Raw genomic sequence first — 16,278 nt, forward strand, 5'->3', positions numbered from 1 at the left:
GGCAATGGATAAGCAGCCCATGGTAATCTCTCTTGCCAGATACTATGCGCAAAACCATATAAGTATTCCACGGGAAGCAAACAAGATGGAGCTTGTGGGCACGAGGCTTGCGAGATTAATATGTGGAATTACTTTCGACCCGCAGGGATATTGTGGCAAGGCTGCCGTCAGTGTTTACGCTCTCAAAAACCTCGATGTGGGGCAAGCGTTTGAAAAGTGTGAGGCACTCATGGACCTCGCCGTGAGTTCGCATTTCAAAGTCGAGAGGCGGCGGGGCGCTGTTTTGCTTTTCACGGTCTCGCAAGCCACGGTATGCGGCGCTCTCCTGGGGAATGGCGTTCCTGTCGTGCTCAGGGGCTGCGGCGTCGTCCAAGTTAAAGATGGAGAGGCATTGCGCTTTGTAGAGTTCTTAGAATACGAGGGGACGACTGTCGAGCCCGATTTGATATTTATGGATTTAGGATTGACGGCAGTGAATGAAATGGCGAGCACGGGGAGCGGTAAGATAATAGCAAGTTTTTTGGAGGTGCCGGTTGCGGCGAGGGACGCCGCTGAGGAAGTTCTTGAAAGGCTCACGGCGCAAGGCTTCAGGTGCGTAATCCAAATGGGCGAGCCGAATGCGCCGCTGCTCGGCATGCTCGTTGCCAGCGATCGTATCGGAATTGCGATAACGAGCGAAGCGAATCCTGTTGCAGCGCTCGTTGAGGACGGCGCGGTCGTCAAAAGCAAAATTTATAAGCTTGTCGAGCTATCAGAGCTGCTACAAGCGGCGCCACACGTAGAAGAACCTCTGCAGCGCGGTGATGTTGCAGAGGACTGCAAAGACGAGCATGCACCAGCCCAAAATCGTGAAGCTCAAGAATGCGAGCCTTAGCTCTTTCTGGTAGAAAGCGTTCATGAGCGTAGCCAAGATCAGGATGAGGAGCCGGTCGGCTCTGCTAAGGATGCCTCTGTATTCACGAGAGAAACCGACGGCTTGCGCTTGCGTGCCCATGTAAGATGTAAGAAGAACGCCAACAACGGCGGCGACGCCTATTTTAGCTGGGGTGTATCCGCCAAAAATCACGCCGCAGAGCACGAGGACATCCGCATACCTGTCAAGGGCGTGGTCGAGGAAGTCGCCCTTTTTGCTTTCTGCCCGCAATTCTCTGGCGAGCGCCCCGTCGAGGGCGTCAAGAAGCGCGCTGACGCCCAGAAGTCCGGCGGCGAGCGCTAGAAGGCTGTTGAAGTCTGAGTTCCGATGTGCGGAGAGGACGATGAGGACGCCCGAGGCGGCGGCGAGGGCGAGAGCTACAACGCTAAGAACGTTCGGCGGGACTCCTAAGGGGACAAATAGCCTCGCAAGCCTACTCAGCAGCGTATCTGCATGCGGTCTCACAGATTCAAGCATCCGCGTCCCCCTAATATTCAGACAACTAACTCTTTTAGAGGATGCGAGGACTAAAAGCATTCGGAAGCATGCATACGGAACTTTTGTCATTAATGCTGTTTGCGTTCCTTACCAATCTGGGCTGGGGGATTGTCATCCCGCTGTTTCCGCTCATCTTAGAAAGCGTCGGCGGTGGGATTTTTGAGTTCACTTTTAGCTTCTTCTTGTTCAATTTTGCCTCTGCTGCTCTAAGATATCCGTTGGGGTATTTGGCAGACGTGCGAGGGCGGCGCTTCTTCCTGACGGTGTGCAGTTGCGTTTGCGTGCTGGCATCCGCCGTCGCCATTTTCTACGAGCGACACTTCCTGCTGGCGGCGTTCACGCTTTTCGGCGTGAGCACCGCGTTCTACTTCCAGACGCTATATGCACTCGTCGCGGACGTCGTCCCGAAAAATGAAATCGGCAAGACTTACGGAAACATGCACATCGCAGAGGGCGTGGGCTATCTCACAGGTCCGCTGCTCACAGGCTTTCTGCTGGAAGTTCGCCCTCGCCTGATATTCATGCTCACGCTGCTCGTGTTCGTGGCGTGTGTCCCGCTGACATTCAGGGTGCGAACGACGGAGCGCTCGGTGAACTTCGAGAGAGTAACAACTAAGAATTTTTTAAAGGCGTTTCGAGCAGTCTGGGCGTTGGGCGTGCTACTATTCGTCGCTGAGGTTTTTAGGGGGCTTGCTATAGGCTTTATTTCCCCATCGCTCCCGGTTTACTTAGAGAAGGATTTCAAAGCAGCACCACCGCTCGTCGGCGCTCTTACGATGGTCATGATGGCGTGCATGTATGCGGCACAAGCTGCTGGCAGCATCGTGGACAAGCTCGGCAGCATTAGGGTGTTTCTGATTTCGAGCGCCGTCGCCGTCCCACTGCTCGCTGGTGTTTCGTTGGCGATGTCGCTCACGCAAGCTGCCGCTCTCGCATTCGCTTACCACTTCGCAAGCGGCATGTCGTGGCTTGCGTTCAGCAGCACGCTCGGCTACTACGCCATTGATGAGCGGCGGGCGCTCTTCCTTGGCTCGGCATGGAGCATGTGGCGTTTCGGCTACGCCTTTGGCTCGCTGTCCTGCGGCGTCGTCTGGGCGAGCTTTGGCATAAGAAGCCTGTTCCTCATTGCAGCATCGCTCATCCTCGCATCCATTTTCCTTGTGCTGGCGTCAATAAAACGGCTGAAAACGCCTTGATGCATAGCTACACGCAACACGTAAATTTTTAAACTCTAAATAGCATACGGGGATAGGATGGAAGACCCGTGGAACGTGGTGATATGTGGGGTCGGCGGGCAGGGAAACGTGCTGGCGTCGCAGATACTTGCGAGCGCCGCCATCAAGGAGGGTTTTATTGTAACAGTTGGCGAGACCTACGGGGCGTCGCAGCGTGGCGGCTCCGTTCAGAGCCACCTCCGCTTCTCGAAGCGTGAGCGCTATGGACCCCTAATCCCGAAAGGTATGGCGCATGTCGTTCTCGGTTTCGAGCCCGTGGAGATGCTGCGGGTGCTTGCTGAGCTTGGGAGTCGCCGCACGAGGGTCATTGTAAATCCAAGACCGATATATCCAATAGAGGTGCTCGCGGGCGACGCCGAATATCCGCCCGTCGAGGAAATTTTGAGGCGGGCGAGACGCTTAGCCGCCGAGGTCAAGGTTGTGGAAGCCACGGAAATCGCGAAGGAGGTAGGCGACACGCTCGTCCAGAACATGGTGATGATGGGCTGCCTTATTGGCGATGGACTCGTGCCACTGCATGCGAACGCCGTCGAAAAAGCCATCGAGGAGCATTTTGATGGCAAAGAGGGTTATGAACTCAACCTCCGGGCGTTCAGAGAGGGAATGAAAATAATAAGGGCGGCAAGAACGCTTTAGGAAGATGTTGCTGCCGATCCCCTCCTTAAGGAGGGCAGGGGAGGCGGGTGAGGAAGAAAATATTTAAGTAGAAGAGTCATACTAAAAATGATGGAAGCAACGAAGACGATCAGATGCAAGCTCATTGGGCTGACGAAGCGCAAGCGAGAGCTGCTCAATAGAGAGTATGATAACTTCCAGCACTGGCTCGAGACAGGCGAAGATAGAGGCGTATATTCAGCATACAAGCAAGATGCGAAGTGGCTATACAAGAAAGCGAAGCGGATGAAAGGCGTTCCCATAAGGAAAGATTTGATAGATATCCAAAGAAGGGACACGAAAATAGCTAAATACTGGGCGAGGATAAGGGTAAAAGGTGTGAGAGGAGGCGTTAAGGTTGCACTTGCTCATCAGCCTTTCAAATTCGAGGAGTGGGATGTATGTGAGTCTCTGCTCGTCAGGAAGGGCGGAGAATTCTACCTTCACGTCGCAGTCAAGAAGGATGTCGAGCTGAAGAAAGAATACGCATCCATCATCGCGATAGACGTGGGAGCTCGTTGGGTAGCCGTGTCGGTGGCACGGCACCGCAGCAAACCGAAGTTCTACGGCAGAAAAGTGAGGGCGGTTAGAGGAAAATACTTCTGGTTAAGGAGAAAGCTCGGAAGGGAGAAGAAGCAGAGGGCGATAAAGAAGATCGGGCGCAAGGAGAAGAGAGTTGTGAATGACGAGCTGCACAAGATAGCGAAGGATATCGTTGAAGAGGCGGAGAGGCACGACGCCATAATAGCGATAGGCGACTTGAGCGGCGTCAGGAAGAACCATAAAGGGAAAAAGGCGAACAGGAAGGTCAATTCCATGCCGTTCTACCGTCTGAAGGAGTACATCAAGTATAAGGCGTTGGAGAGGGGCATCCTAGTCATAGAAGTTCCGGAGCACAACACATCGAAGCAGTGTTCCCGCTGCGGCTCGCTGCGAACGGAAAGACCCGGCGTCTTCATCTGCGAGGATTGCGGCTATCAGGTTAATGCGGATGTGAACGGAGCCAAGAACATACTGAAACGAGCCGTGGGCTACATGCTCACGGTAGGAGCTGTCGTGACCCAGCTCGAAGGGGAGCGCCATATCAGGCACACTCCCCAACCTCGTGCATCCGGCGGATGCCCTCCAATGGAGGGAGGAGGTCACTGGTGGTATTATGGACGATGATATTAAGAAGGAATTGCTGAAAATTTTAGAAAAAGATGCGAAGGCGAGCGAAGCCGATATTGCGGCGATGCTCGGCGTCAGCGAGGATGACGTAAAAAAAGCCATTTCTGAGCTTGAGAGGCGAGGTGTCATCCGAAAATACAAGGCAGTAATCAACTGGGAGCAGGCGGGCGTCGAGAAGGTCTATGCAATCATAGATTTGAAGGTGAGTCCAGAGCGTGCGAAGGGCTATGACTCCATCGCCGAGCGTATCGCCCGCTTTCCGGAAGTGCGTTCCGTGTATCTCGTGTCCGGCGATTACGACCTCCAAGTCATGGTGAGCGGCGACTCGATGAAGGAGATTGCGCACTTCGTCGCTGCCAAAATCGCCCCGCTCGAACAGGTCAATGAGACGAACACGCACTTCCTTCTGAAAACCTACAAGGAGGACGCCGAAACTTTTTACGAACCTGAGAAGAACAAAAGGCTCGCCATCTCGCTTTAACTTAAAGCCTCACGCATCCGTATTTCTCAAAATACTCCTTAATCCTCGCAAAATTTTCATCTTCGAGCTTGCCTACAGCTCTTAGCTCTTTAAATACTTTAGAAGCCTGCAGCACGCTGTAAACCCTTATGCCGTGTCGTTCTAAGACTTCGACGGCACTAATTCCAGAGCGGTCCGTCGTCTCTTCTCTGTCGAAGAATATTAGGAGGGCGGCGACTTTGACATCTGCTACATTTTTCAGCTGCTCCACGAGCTTGAGCTTCGTCTCTCCGGATGTTATGACGTCGTCGACGAGCAAGATGCGGTCCCCGTTGCGAATATTTCCGACGAAAAGGTGGTCGGCGGCATCGCCGTAGCTTTTTACTTCCTTCCTATCATATGCGAAGCGCTTGTTCACGCCACGTTCCGCAAGTGAGAGCACGATGGCGGCGGCAAGCGGGATTCCCTTGTAGGCTGCGCCTAAAATCACATCAAACTGCTCATGTAGACGCTCTTTAAAAATAAGCTCCGTAAAGGCATCAGCGACGAGCCGTAAGCCTGCACCATCGTTCAGCGCTGCGACGTTGAAGAAGTAGGGACTGAGCCGCCCTGACTTCAACCGGAACTCCCCAAACTTCAAAACCCCCCGCTTCAAAAGCTCCTCGATCATAGCGTCGGGAGGGGGATTCGAACCCCCGTTCCCCTTTGGGGAAGCAGGTTAGCAACCTGCCGCCTTAACCACTCGGCAATCCCGACACCTACCTCCCCTCTTTTTTGTTCCTCTCTCAGCCTGAAAAACTTTTCGGTAGCATGGGGGTTGAGGGAATTACGAGAGACGCCTGCAAAACCACCTAGCATGGTGTCCACAATAAAGGCAGGACTACTTGCACTTAAAAACATCATTATTTATCTTAATCAAAAAGTTAAGAGAAAAACATGGTGAAGGCGATAGACCTGCAGGTGCAAATCGGCGTCGAGGGCAGAATTCCCTTTAAGGACAAAGAGCGGTTTGACATTCTGATGAAGTATTTTAGGGCGTCTGACAAGGTGATAATGAGCGAGGAAGAGTGGATAGGAGGAATGAAGAGCGCTGACGTCTGCGGCGTGGTATGGGCAGGTGGGTATAAGTCTGTCGGCTGGAAAGATCTCAACGAAATAAAAAGGCAGAACGACTACGCAGGCGAGCTGATAAAAAAGTATCCTGACGTGATAGTCGGCGCCTGGGTCGCTCTTGACCCGGACTGGGGGCGTGCGGGAGTGAAGGAACTGGAGCGTTGCATCTACGACCTTAAGACGTTTGGTATGGCAGTCTGCGGTGCTTTCACAGGCATCCCTGCTGACGATTATCGCTGGTATCCGTATTACGAAGTTTGCGAGGACGCCGACGTTCCCATCAAAATTTGGGTCGGGCACCTTGCCTACGGCTCCGGGCAGCCCGGCGGCTGGGGCATCAAACTCTGGACGGAACGCCCAATCCCACACGTGGATAACGTCGCTGCGGACTTCCCGAAGCTTAAGATAATATGCGCTCATTATGCATGGCCTTTTGATAGGGAGATGGCTTCTGTCCTCATCCACAAGGGTAACGTGTATAACGAACTGCACGGCTGGCTGCCCCGCTACTTTGACGAAAGCTTCAAACGAGAAATCAATACTCGCCTCCAGAACAAAGTGATGTTCGGCTCCGACTACCCGTGGTTCAGCTACGAACGCCTCTTCCAAGATTGGGAATCTCAAGGCTACAAGCCCGAAGTCCTCGAAAAGGTATTCGTCAAAAACGCCCAGAAGGTTCTGAAGCTGGAGCTTTAGCCCACCGCCGCCCCAGCGTTAGGGCGTCCTACCTACCAGCACAGAGCACTTTGTAGGAGCACAAGTAACTATTTTTCTGCAGCCTCTTGCCACTTCTCGCCGAGCCACCCGCCGAGCAGCGCTATCAGGAAGCCGAGCAACGATGCCATGACGACGACGCTCGCAGGGATCTCGCCCGCACGCAGAAGAGCAAAGGCGCCTATTAGCACCGTAAATGCGCCTGCAATTCCCGCCTCCAAAATGGTCTTGCCCGCGGAGAGTCTACCTATGAGCATGCCGCCGACGAGATAACCAAGAACGCCAGCGAAGCCGCCGATGATGCCGCCCAGCAAGATGCCGAGGGTTATTACCACAACTATCATTATCAGCGTCCCCAGAAATACCCACTTCACCTCAATTCCTGCCATGCTCTAATGTTTAAGACGCCTGAATAAAAAACTTCAGAAAAACATTCTCAGCCCGATGGCGTCCACGATTATGCAATTAATCCGCACGAGCAGCGAGAACGTCAGTGCGACGCCGACGTTAACGCCGAGCATGTGGAAGACGGCGGCGGTGCCGCCTTCCATTATTCCGAAGCCTGCAGGCGTCAGCGGCACGAAAGCAAGTAGCGTTATCAGCGGATGCAGGAGGAAGCATGCGACAAACGACAAATTAGTGCCAAGCGCCTTAGCCAAGAAGAACCACTGCAGCCCCATGAGCAGCCAGCACGCCATATATATCGCAAATATAGCGGGCAGGGCGCTCTTAATTTCAAAACTCAAGTCTTTAATCCTGTTGTATCCACTGCCGAACCTTTTCAGCACTGGAATTTTAAATAACAGTGACGAAGAAAGTTCTTCTTTCGTCCAGAGAGCCGTGAGAGTCATAACGCCGATTATGAGGAACACGGCAGCGGCAACGCTCAGAGGCACGAGCAAGCTTGAGTCAAGAGCGGAGATGAAAAACAGAAAGCCGAGGAAGCCACCAAAAACCTTCATCACGAACTCGAAGCCCTGCGGCGCCAGGATGGCGGCGAACCCCTCTGTAATGCTTGCGTTCCCGCCCTTCCTCAAAAAATAAGGCGTCAAAAGGTAACCACTCCTCGCAGGTGTTACGTCGGACGCTATCATCCCGCCCATGTGCGCAAAAAACGAATCCTTAAAAGAGCTCTTTATTTTGCGCACCCTGAGCTTCGACAGTAGGTAGTGCAGGCGGAACGCCATGAACACGTCGTAACAGAAATAAGAGGCGGCGGCAAGCCCGAAATACGGCAAACTCACCCTACTGAAAGCCGCAAGAACTTCCTCTACGTCTATTTTGTAAAAGAGTAGCGCAAATATCAGCAAGCCAATGATTATCTGTATCTCCCTTTTCATGTTCATCACTTAAAAAAGCCGCACGGACAGCAGCAGTAGAATGAACGCAACAATCATTAGCACAATCGTCAGCATGATTGCGAGCTTCACCGCTGCCACGTCAGTCCCGAAGACTATCGGAAACGGTCCTATCATCACGACGCCCGCCGCCCTGCCTCCCGTAGTATTTTCCCAGCTCTCGCCCACTCCTTCACGCCCGTGCTCGTGCCAGTAACGCCCCTCTCGCACCGCCTTGTAGCCCTCGTAGAGCGTGCCCACGAATATGATCAGTATGCCAAGCAGCATCAGCGCAAAGCCCAGTAACCACCACTTAAACATCTTGCATCCCTAACAGCCGTTAAGTTTCAAAAAGCTTAATTTTATCGATTACATTACGAATCCGTTAGAAGTCAAAGAAAGATATTTAAGCCGCTCCTTACAAGCAAGAAGTGATGGATAAGGACTTATTAGTAGCACTGTTGGTGGTTTTAGCATTCTTTGTGCTCGTAGCTCTCGTTGCGACGGTCGGCGAGGGGCTTTACGAGGCGCCGTCAGCCGTTGTTATTAAAGATGTGGACGTTGCAGCTGCAGCCATTAACGCTTCGACGGCAGCGCTCAACATCACTGCATACCTCGACAATTGGGGCACGAGCAGTGGCAACATTAAACTTTTCGTGAAAGCTTTCGATGCGAGGACGAACCTCCTCGTCGCCACCAATAGGACCGACGTCGGCATCCTGAAAAAAGAAGAGACGAAGGCAGCCAGCGTATTAATATGCGTGGAGCGGCATGGCGACTACCGCATCCGCCTCGTGCTCATCGAGGACGAAAAGAGCATCGGTGATTACGAAGTTTACATCAGAGGACTCGAGGCGTTAGAGCCGCCGGAGCACGCAAGGCTCTCGCTTAGAGTTATGGACTTTTACGTGGAATCTGTCGAAAGCGTTGGCGGTAAGGAGTATGCGGCGATAAATGTCACGCTCTACATCGACAATCTCGGCAGCGACGTCAGCGGCTTGCGAGCGCTCGTAAAAGCACGGGACAACGAGACAAAGCTCATAACCGCACGGCAGTGGCTTGACCTCGGGCTTCTGCCTAAGGAAAGCACGAGCCTACGGCATGCGACGCTCCACTTGCTCAACGGGCGTGACTACGTCGTCGAAACCCAAATTTGGCAGGAACAGCAGATAATAAAGGAAGGTAGTGGTTTCGTCGCCCTCAGTCCCTTCGCAAACCGAACAATTGCCGTCAGAGCTGAAGAGGAAACCATGGAAGTCTCGCCAGCCGTCGAAATCTCATATTTCATCCCCTCACAGCAGCAATCTAGAATTGAACCGCTTAAGGCGCCAAGGGACGTGGGTGGGGGCGAACGCCATCCTACACCGCCGATGCCTGCGGGCTTCGAGGGTGTAACGGCAGTGGGGTCGCTCTTAGCAGCGTTGTTCCTGTTAAAGGGGGTGATGGGGCGTGGCAAGTGAAAAAGAAGTAGTAAAAGAGGCGGTAAAAGAGGGAATTAACAAAAGCAAGGTTGAGGCGAAAGCTGAAGTGCGGCGTGGTGACGAACTGCTCAGATATTTCAGGCTCGGCGTTCTCGTCATTTTGATGCTCTTACTGCTCGTTGCGACGTTCCACTTCTACTTTTCGGTCGTGAGCGCGGTCGCCAGTCTTTTCGAATATAGGTATCAAGCGCTGGTGACGGCAGGCTTTGCAGCGTGTGTGATTGCCGTTGTTGCCTACCTTCTGAGAGTCGTCGTGCGCTGGTAATTCGGTAGAGCCCGGCATCAGTATCTCATCATTTCAACATTTCTGTTTTCTGTTGAGTTACACTAATTAATGCTCGGCATTTCAATATTTGTTTCGACCAACGCTTGCGACCCGCCCATCTGCCGGGGGCATAGCACACATGACTAGGGTATTACATTTCCTGCCACCGCGCGTGAAACGGTGCCTAAGTACCTTTAGGACCTTGCCATTATCCGCCCCCTCTGAGCCGCTATTGCCACCGTGCTCCGACCCGCCCAGATAGATAAACACTCTATAATCAGGCACAGATTTAATAAAGAAAAAGGGATGAAATGAAAGGGGGCATTATGAGAAAGAAGATAATGATAGTGGACGATGACCCGGACATTGTTGAGATGGTAAGAAAGATTTTAGAGGAAGAGGGCTACGAAGTTGCGCACGCATATTCCGGCGTCGAGTGCCTTGATATGCTCAAAAGCACGGACGAGCGCCCGGACCTTATACTCTTAGACATAATGATGGAGCCTATAAATGGGTGGGAGACGCTCAACCGCATTAAAAGTGAAGAAGCACTAAGAGAAATTCCTGTGTGCATGTTGACTGTCGTCCCGTTGACACCGGAGACTGTCGCCAGCGAGATCATAGAAAACATCGAGAACTACATAGTCAAACCATTTACCAAGGAAGATATACTGAGGTGCGTAAGAGACATTTTAGAGAGAGAAAAAGAGATAAAAGACGTAGTAGGCGAGTTAAGGTCAATAAGCAACGAAATCGCAAGCGAGTATGTGATGACGAGGAAATACGTAGAGCGACACCGTAAGCTAATAAATGTGCTCACAAAACTCGGCGGGCTCGACGACAAAGACACGAAAAAGATAATCGAGGCAAAAGAGAAGGAGATACGAGAGAAAGAAGCACGCCTGAAAGACATAATCGGCATGCTCAGAAAGTAGTGCTAAAAAGGGTAAAATACGCTGAGATGCCTCAGGGCTGCACGTTACAGCGCTTGGAAGTAACGCATGTTTCTTCCATGGGGAGAGTATGCATGTCTTACCGCTGACGTTCGTTAAAGAGATTTGTCAAGCCGCCACAGGGGGCAGCTGCCTGGTCTTACCGTTTTCCGTCGAATTATTTATTTACAAGTCTGCTTTTAACTTTATAAGATGCGTGAGGCAGAGCTGGCAGAGAGGATAAGTGGCTGGATTAGGAAGCAGGTTGAAGTGGCGGGCGCTCGTGGCGTCGTTGTCGGGATGAGCGGCGGTGTAGATTCTTCGGTCACTGCGGTCCTTTGCAAGAGGGCTTTTCCAGATGCGACGCTTGGGCTGATCCTACCATGCTTCAGCGACCCGAGGGACGTGGCGCACGCAAAGCTCGTCGCCGAAAAGTTCGACATCAAAACCCGAACGGTTGACCTTTCGCCGATTTTCGCATCGCTCTTCAGAATGCTTGAATCTCGTGAATATGATGGCGAAGCCGACATTGCGGCGGCGAACCTGAAGCCACGCCTTCGGATGCTCGTTCTTTACTATTTTGCAAACAAGCTGAACTACCTTGTCGTCGGCACCGGGAACAAAAGCGAGCTCTTGGTTGGCTACTTTACGAAATATGGTGATGGCGGTGTGGACCTCCTACCGCTAGGTGGACTTTTAAAAACTGAGGTGCGGCGGCTCGCACAGGCGCTCGGAGTCCCTCAAGAAATCATCGAGAAGCCGCCATCAGCTGGTCTTTGGGCAGGACAGACCGACGAGGGCGAACTCGGAATGAGCTACGAGACGCTTGACAATATTTTGGTGGCTCTGGAAACCGGCGACCTCTCAGGCTGCGACGAGAGCGAGGTGCGGCGAGTGCAGGAAATGATGGAACGGGCGAGACATAAAAGGGAAAGCCCGCCGGTATTTGAGGTCTGATTTTTGTGCCGTGGCGTGCAAGTTCCTCTATATGCAATTAAAACGCCGCCAGCGTTGGCAGAATCAACAGCTTCCTGACAGCGTTAACATCCGCCTCGACCTCGACAGGCGGCTCGCACGCCTTTAACACCGCTTCGGGGTCCTTCAGCAGGTGTCCGGTCGTGACGCACACCACAGTCTCGTCCCTCTCCACAACTCCCAACTCTAAAAGCTTCTTCAAGCCAGCAAGCGACGCTGCGCTCGCTGGCTCCACGCCGATGCCCTCGAGCCGCGCAAGCTCCTTCTGCGCCTCTATGATCTCGGTATCGGTTACCGCCTCGGCGGTGCCGCCTGAATCTCTTATTGCACGCAATGCTTTCGGCGCATTCACCGGATTTCCAATCCTTATCGCCGATGCTATCGTTTCAGGCTGCGGCTCCGGCATTATCTCTGCGCTCCCGCTCCTTATTGCATCCACGACAGGTTTTGCTCCCACCGCTTGAATTCCAGTCATCTTCGGCGTGCTGTCCAAAATACCAAGCTCCCGAAGCTCGCAGAAGCCTTTGTAGATAGCGCTGATGTTCCCGGCATTGCCCACTGGTAGAACAACTCTGTCAGGTGCACGCCAGCCTAATTGCTCTGTAATTTCAAAAGCTATAGTTTTCTGCCCCTCTAAGCGATAGGGATTGACGGAATTGAGCAGGTAGATGCGCAGCTCCTCGCAAAGCTCACGGACGATACGGAGGGCGTCGTCAAAATTCCCGTTGATGGCGATGACCTTTGCGCCGTGCATGATGGCTTGTGCGACCTTGCCGAGCGCCACTTTCCCCTTAGGGAGGAGCACATAGCACGGAATTCCTGCACGAGCCGCATATATGGCAAGCGACGCCGACGTGTTCCCGGTGGAGGCGCACGCCACCTTCGTCATTTTTAGCTCCAACGCCTTTGTCACGCCGACGGTCATGCCCCTATCTTTGAAAGAGCCTGTTGGGTTGAGTCCTTCGTGTTTCACGTAAAGCTCTGTCATTTCCAGTTTCTCGGCGAGCCGCTCGCATTTGTAAAGCGGCGTGTTTCCCTCTCTCGTCGTCACTGGTGAAAGCGTGCCGCCCTCACCGTCGAGCTTGAGAACGCCGTCTTCGAACGGCAATAACGCCCGATACTTCCAGACACCGAGCTCACTGCTTCTTGTTATGCTTTTAGCGTCCACTGTCGAATACTCATATTTAATGTCGAGAAGCCCGCCACACTCGCAGGTGTAAACGACGGCGGCACGCTCGTAGTCGGCGCCGCATTTCATGCACCCCACGAAGTACTCTGGCATACTCCTAAGTAAAACGAAGATTGTTTTGTTTCTTTGCATCCACGCAGATGCTTCGGAGTTTCAGCGCTCTATCGTCAAAGCGAAGAGAGTGCTTTATGAGATTCGTTGACGTAAGCTTTCCGTGCATGCTTTTAAAGCCGAAAAGGCGCTGAAACCTTACACGCAAGAAATAAAAGAACGAGATAAGGGCATCGTCAAGATGAACGGAGAGAGCAAATCGTCATCATTCAGCTTGCAGAAGTGGCGAACTCTCTCAAAGCCTACCTGCCGCTTGAAGGCGAGGCGTCCTTGCTGACGGCGAGGAACGTGCGTGTCCCCGGCGTTTTCAAGAAGGATTGTAAGAGGGCGGCGCTCGACGTTGTAATGGACAAGGCGGTAAACTGGAGGAGCGACACCATTGTTTTCGTTTTGATGGGCGAATTAAAGAAATCCATTCTTTTAACAAAGACTTCAATGGCTCGAAATAAAAAAGGACTGTGAGTAAAAAGGAGAAAATGGAATCAAAGCTTTGACCATCGAGAATGAATCTACGACGCTGCGAGCTACCCGAAATACCTCTTCAGCAGTCCTTTGAGTGCTTCCGCGTGTCTCGCTTCGTCTCTCGAACTCTCGTCGAAGAAGTCGTGAGCTTCGTCAACGCCTGCTTCCTTTGCTTTCACCGCTGCTTCCCACTTCTCCTTGTTGGCGGCGATTTCCCCCTTAAGCATCATTTCAAGGTTTTCTTTCGTGCTTCCGATTTCTCCGAGGAGTTCTGCGAAACGGGCAGCGTGCTGAGCCTCATCCCAGGCAATTGCTTTCAAAACCTCCGCAATTTCGGGGTAACCCTCACGCTGAGCCTGCCGAGCCATCGCAAGGTAGAGACCAACCTCTATCGTTTCTCCCCTGAAGTTCGCTTTCACCACCTTTTCGACGAGCGTGCCTTTTGCCGCTCCCAACTTGTTCACGTTCACAAGCCCCTCTCCTATCTTTCCACTCCGCGCTACTCCCTCAGGGTGAAGGCTGCCTTTCCCAGAGCTTTAAGGAGCGCCAGCATTATACCCATACCTCTCTGAACGTCTTCGTCCTTTAACGCTCGCATCATCGCCCAGAAGCCCGCAACTTTAGGGGGGTTCAGCAACGCTTTGTCAAGCTCAGGGTCCTGCATGCTACGCTCGAGCACGTCCACGAGGTCAGTGCTTGCGATGGCGTTCAGAAGCTTCAGAGTCGTCGAAGCCAACTTCGAAACGTCTTGGAGCACCTGGTCGTTCATGTAGTTCTGAATCAGACGGATGATGCTGAGAAGCTCGCTTAGCGTCTCAGCGTCCGCAGACTCCAGCTCCAACATAACTTTTTCAGACATTTTTCCACCTTACATTAGAGCCTTTGCGTTCATCTCCCAATACAGATAGTAGTAAGAGCGGTAGACGAGCCAACCGAGCTTTGAAGGCTTAAACGGCTCCGGCGGTCTGTTGTATGTCCACGAAGGGATGAAGGCGACGCCTTTCGTCGCATCCGAGTAAATTTCTCCAACGAACGGGCATCCTGTTTCCCCTTTGTAGGTTGCCATTGCTTCGACGCCCGTGATATCGTTTATCAGGTTCTGAGCGACGACCATTGCTTGGTAATGCGTTCCGATTCCAGTTTTCAGGATTTCGGCGGGTCCTGTGTCGCCGGCGACGTAAACCTCGTCGTAGGTCTTTGTTCCCCGCTGGTATTGGAGAGTATAGCGTTCGATGGGAACCCAGCCTTTTTCGTCCGTCATCCCAGAATTTTCAAGAGCTTCAGCCGCCCTGTGTGGAGGAGCAACCACAAGTAAATCATATTTGATGCGCTCTCCATCAGCAGAAACTACTTCTTTTTTTCCAGCATCTACGGAAGCGAACTTGAAGTTTCGTGATACTTCGACTCCGCGTTCGTCGAAAATCTCGCTGATGTTGGCATTGTAAGCGGGAGGTCCTATGAGTTCTACCGGCCAGAGGAAGGAGATTTCGAAATTCTCACGCACACCCCTAACGTGCCGCAGGTAGTCGTCGAGCATCACTGTGAACTTCCCTGGCGCCCCAGGGCAGGAAATTGGCATCCTTGGCGTTGCTATTACTATTTTGCCCCCTTTGAGCGCTTTTAATTTCTCTCTAAGCTTCAAAGTGCCCTCCAGAGTGTAAAACGAGTTGTAATCAGCGGAAAGCCCAGGAACGGCGTTCAAATCGTGTCTGCAACCCGTAGCGACGACGAGGTAATCGTAGGAATACTTCTTGCCGCTCTTGACAGCTACTTCCCTGCTTCCAATATCTATTTTCGTCACTTCTCCGTCTTCACCAAAGAAGCATTTCACTCTCGGACTAAGAAGCTTTCTTCTCGGTTTAAGAGCGTCCTCCTTGGTGTAGAGGTCGAAGGGGATAAAGGTAAAAACCCCCGGGTTCTGGAAGACGTCGCTCTTGTCGAGAATTGTTATCTCGACCTCTTCCTTGGCGATTTCCCTGCGAAGCTCCCTTGCAAGCTTGTTTCCGATTGCGGTGCCCGCAGCCCCGCCCCCTAAAATCAAGATGGACTCCATGGGTGTTACTTAAACCTAGGAATATAAATTCATTTTCAAATCCTCCGCACCTTATCTTAACAAGCCCTCTATTCCAACTTCAGCTCTTTTATCTTCTCTGCGATGTGTCTTTTCATGATTTCCGCAGCGTTTGTGGGGCTCTCTCCACGAAGGGTCTCCCGCCGGTCGGCAGCGTCTTAGTCAGGAGCTTCGCGACGAGTCCGGAGCCGCTGACGAACGGGTCGGAGTAAACATGCAAAAAACCACGGCTAAGAGTGAGGGTGGTTCAACCAGCAGTTCGATGATGATATCGTGCCTGCTGCTAATCAGATTAGAGCAACCGACGACTGTGGCGACTTTTCATCTGTTTTCTGCTAACATTTCCAGTTTCTCCGTTAAGGCCGACGATCGCCTTTCCACGTCTCTTCTCCGCTCAACGTGCCTCCGCTCTGGAAACGTGCGATTGCAAAACGATTGCGTCGATTAAACCACCAACTGCAAGCAACTCGCCGAGCGGGTGCTTAAGTTTAAGTTTCTCCACTCGTCATGGATGCAAGCGTGCTTGGTAAGTGGTGGTCTTAAGCGTTAAGACGTAAGCCGATGCGATTGCAATCCCACATACGGCTCCTCCTTGAAGGTTCTGAGCACGAGGTGGGTGCTCACGTGCTCGACGCCCTCTATAGCTTTTATTTTATCGATGACGGTCGCGCACTGTTCGTGCCCGAAGCATCTCAGGC

Annotated in this window: 20 protein-coding genes and 1 tRNA gene; 11 read left to right on the top strand and 10 right to left on the bottom strand. The window is 52.5% G+C overall.

Going from position 1 to position 16,278, the window contains the following annotated elements:
• Positions 1-85: 85 nt before the first annotated feature.
• The gene (locus ACXJJA_RS07555; RefSeq protein WP_456487603.1) at positions 86-874 is read left to right on the top strand and encodes an NrpR regulatory domain-containing protein; all 789 of its coding nucleotides are present in this window, start codon (positions 86-88) and stop codon (positions 872-874) included.
• On the opposite strand, the gene ACXJJA_RS07560 is transcribed toward ACXJJA_RS07555, so the two are convergent.
• The gene (locus tag ACXJJA_RS07560; RefSeq protein WP_456487604.1) at positions 761-1,390 is read right to left on the bottom strand and encodes a CDP-alcohol phosphatidyltransferase family protein; all 630 of its coding nucleotides are present in this window, start codon (positions 1,388-1,390) and stop codon (positions 761-763) included. The two genes, ACXJJA_RS07555 and ACXJJA_RS07560, sit on opposite strands and share 114 nt — an antisense overlap.
• 41 nt (positions 1,391-1,431) lie before the next feature.
• Here ACXJJA_RS07560 and ACXJJA_RS07565 point away from each other — a divergent pair, with 41 nt between their 5' ends.
• The 4 genes from ACXJJA_RS07565 (at position 1,432) to ACXJJA_RS07580 (ending at position 4,951) form a co-directional block, all read left to right on the top strand.
• Positions 1,432-2,607, top strand: a complete 1,176-nt coding sequence (locus ACXJJA_RS07565; RefSeq protein WP_456487605.1) for an MFS transporter — start codon at positions 1,432-1,434, stop codon at positions 2,605-2,607.
• A gap of 57 nt (positions 2,608-2,664) precedes the next feature.
• Positions 2,665-3,282 carry an indolepyruvate oxidoreductase subunit beta gene (locus ACXJJA_RS07570; RefSeq protein ID WP_456487606.1) on the top strand — a complete coding sequence of 206 codons (618 nt, stop codon included), beginning with the start codon at positions 2,665-2,667 and terminating at the stop codon, positions 3,280-3,282.
• A gap of 87 nt (positions 3,283-3,369) precedes the next feature.
• Positions 3,370-4,467 carry an RNA-guided endonuclease InsQ/TnpB family protein gene (locus ACXJJA_RS07575; RefSeq protein WP_456487607.1) on the top strand — a complete coding sequence of 366 codons (1,098 nt, stop codon included), beginning with the start codon at positions 3,370-3,372 and terminating at the stop codon, positions 4,465-4,467.
• Positions 4,457-4,951: an Lrp/AsnC family transcriptional regulator gene (locus ACXJJA_RS07580; protein WP_456487608.1), complete on the top strand. Its 495-nt coding sequence runs from the start codon at positions 4,457-4,459 to the stop codon at positions 4,949-4,951. The genes ACXJJA_RS07575 and ACXJJA_RS07580 overlap by 11 nt, the downstream gene beginning before the upstream one ends.
• A 1-nt stretch (position 4,952) precedes the next feature.
• Here ACXJJA_RS07580 and pyrE read toward each other — a convergent pair whose 3' ends face one another.
• Complete coding sequence (pyrE, locus tag ACXJJA_RS07585; protein ID WP_456487609.1) at positions 4,953-5,600, bottom strand: orotate phosphoribosyltransferase; 648 nt, start codon at positions 5,598-5,600, stop codon at positions 4,953-4,955.
• 2 nt (positions 5,601-5,602) lie between these two features.
• Positions 5,603-5,686, bottom strand: a tRNA-Ser gene (locus ACXJJA_RS07590).
• 180 nt (positions 5,687-5,866) lie between these two features.
• Here ACXJJA_RS07590 and ACXJJA_RS07595 point away from each other — a divergent pair.
• Positions 5,867-6,739: an amidohydrolase family protein gene (locus ACXJJA_RS07595; RefSeq protein WP_456487610.1), complete on the top strand. Its 873-nt coding sequence runs from the start codon at positions 5,867-5,869 to the stop codon at positions 6,737-6,739.
• Positions 6,740-6,807: 68 nt separating this feature from the next.
• Here the strand turns inward: ACXJJA_RS07595 and ACXJJA_RS07600 are convergent, their stop codons facing one another.
• The 3 genes from ACXJJA_RS07600 to ACXJJA_RS07610 are packed head-to-tail and all read right to left on the bottom strand — an operon-like array spanning position 6,808 to position 8,415.
• Positions 6,808-7,146, bottom strand: coding sequence for a hypothetical protein (locus ACXJJA_RS07600; RefSeq protein WP_456487611.1), 339 nt, complete (start codon positions 7,144-7,146; stop codon positions 6,808-6,810).
• Between the two features lie 33 nt (positions 7,147-7,179).
• Complete coding sequence (locus tag ACXJJA_RS07605) at positions 7,180-8,097, bottom strand: lysylphosphatidylglycerol synthase transmembrane domain-containing protein (protein ID WP_456487612.1); 918 nt, start codon at positions 8,095-8,097, stop codon at positions 7,180-7,182.
• 9 nt (positions 8,098-8,106) lie between these two features.
• A complete protein-coding gene (locus ACXJJA_RS07610; RefSeq protein WP_456487613.1) occupies positions 8,107-8,415 on the bottom strand; it encodes a TIGR00304 family membrane protein in 309 nt (102 codons plus the stop codon).
• Between the two features lie 113 nt (positions 8,416-8,528).
• On the opposite strand from ACXJJA_RS07610, the gene ACXJJA_RS07615 reads away from it, so the two are divergent.
• The 4 genes from ACXJJA_RS07615 to ACXJJA_RS07630 all read left to right on the top strand — a co-directional run bounded on the left by ACXJJA_RS07615 (position 8,529) and on the right by ACXJJA_RS07630 (position 11,729).
• A complete protein-coding gene (locus ACXJJA_RS07615; RefSeq protein ID WP_456487614.1) occupies positions 8,529-9,554 on the top strand; it encodes a DUF7490 domain-containing protein in 1,026 nt (341 codons plus the stop codon).
• Positions 9,544-9,840 (top strand): DUF8060 family membrane protein, encoded by a 297-nt coding sequence (locus tag ACXJJA_RS07620; RefSeq protein ID WP_456487615.1) that lies wholly within the window; start codon positions 9,544-9,546, stop codon positions 9,838-9,840. The genes ACXJJA_RS07615 and ACXJJA_RS07620 overlap by 11 nt, the downstream gene beginning before the upstream one ends.
• A gap of 326 nt (positions 9,841-10,166) precedes the next feature.
• Positions 10,167-10,775, top strand: coding sequence for a response regulator (locus ACXJJA_RS07625; RefSeq protein ID WP_456487616.1), 609 nt, complete (start codon positions 10,167-10,169; stop codon positions 10,773-10,775).
• Positions 10,776-10,985: 210 nt separating this feature from the next.
• Entirely contained in the window at positions 10,986-11,729 is a 744-nt protein-coding gene (locus ACXJJA_RS07630) for an NAD+ synthase (RefSeq protein ID WP_456487617.1), read from the top strand.
• 37 nt (positions 11,730-11,766) lie between these two features.
• Here the strand turns inward: ACXJJA_RS07630 and thrC are convergent, their stop codons facing one another.
• Entirely contained in the window at positions 11,767-13,029 is a 1,263-nt protein-coding gene (thrC, locus tag ACXJJA_RS07635) for a threonine synthase (RefSeq protein ID WP_456487618.1), read from the bottom strand.
• Positions 13,030-13,269: 240 nt separating this feature from the next.
• On the opposite strand from thrC, the gene ACXJJA_RS07640 reads away from it, so the two are divergent.
• Positions 13,270-13,509 (top strand): hypothetical protein, encoded by a 240-nt coding sequence (locus ACXJJA_RS07640; protein WP_456487619.1) that lies wholly within the window; start codon positions 13,270-13,272, stop codon positions 13,507-13,509.
• A 62-nt stretch (positions 13,510-13,571) separates the two neighbouring features.
• Here ACXJJA_RS07640 and ACXJJA_RS07645 read toward each other — a convergent pair whose 3' ends face one another.
• The 3 genes from ACXJJA_RS07645 to ACXJJA_RS07655 are packed head-to-tail and all read right to left on the bottom strand — an operon-like array spanning position 13,572 to position 15,562.
• Positions 13,572-13,979: a ferritin-like domain-containing protein gene (locus ACXJJA_RS07645; RefSeq protein WP_456487620.1), complete on the bottom strand. Its 408-nt coding sequence runs from the start codon at positions 13,977-13,979 to the stop codon at positions 13,572-13,574.
• 29 nt (positions 13,980-14,008) lie between these two features.
• Entirely contained in the window at positions 14,009-14,368 is a 360-nt protein-coding gene (locus ACXJJA_RS07650) for a DUF1641 domain-containing protein (protein ID WP_456487621.1), read from the bottom strand.
• A gap of 9 nt (positions 14,369-14,377) precedes the next feature.
• Positions 14,378-15,562 carry an NAD(P)/FAD-dependent oxidoreductase gene (locus tag ACXJJA_RS07655; RefSeq protein ID WP_456487622.1) on the bottom strand — a complete coding sequence of 395 codons (1,185 nt, stop codon included), beginning with the start codon at positions 15,560-15,562 and terminating at the stop codon, positions 14,378-14,380.
• Positions 15,563-16,278 lie beyond the last annotated feature (716 nt).

It is taken from the genome of Candidatus Alkanophaga liquidiphilum (assembly GCF_053996935.1).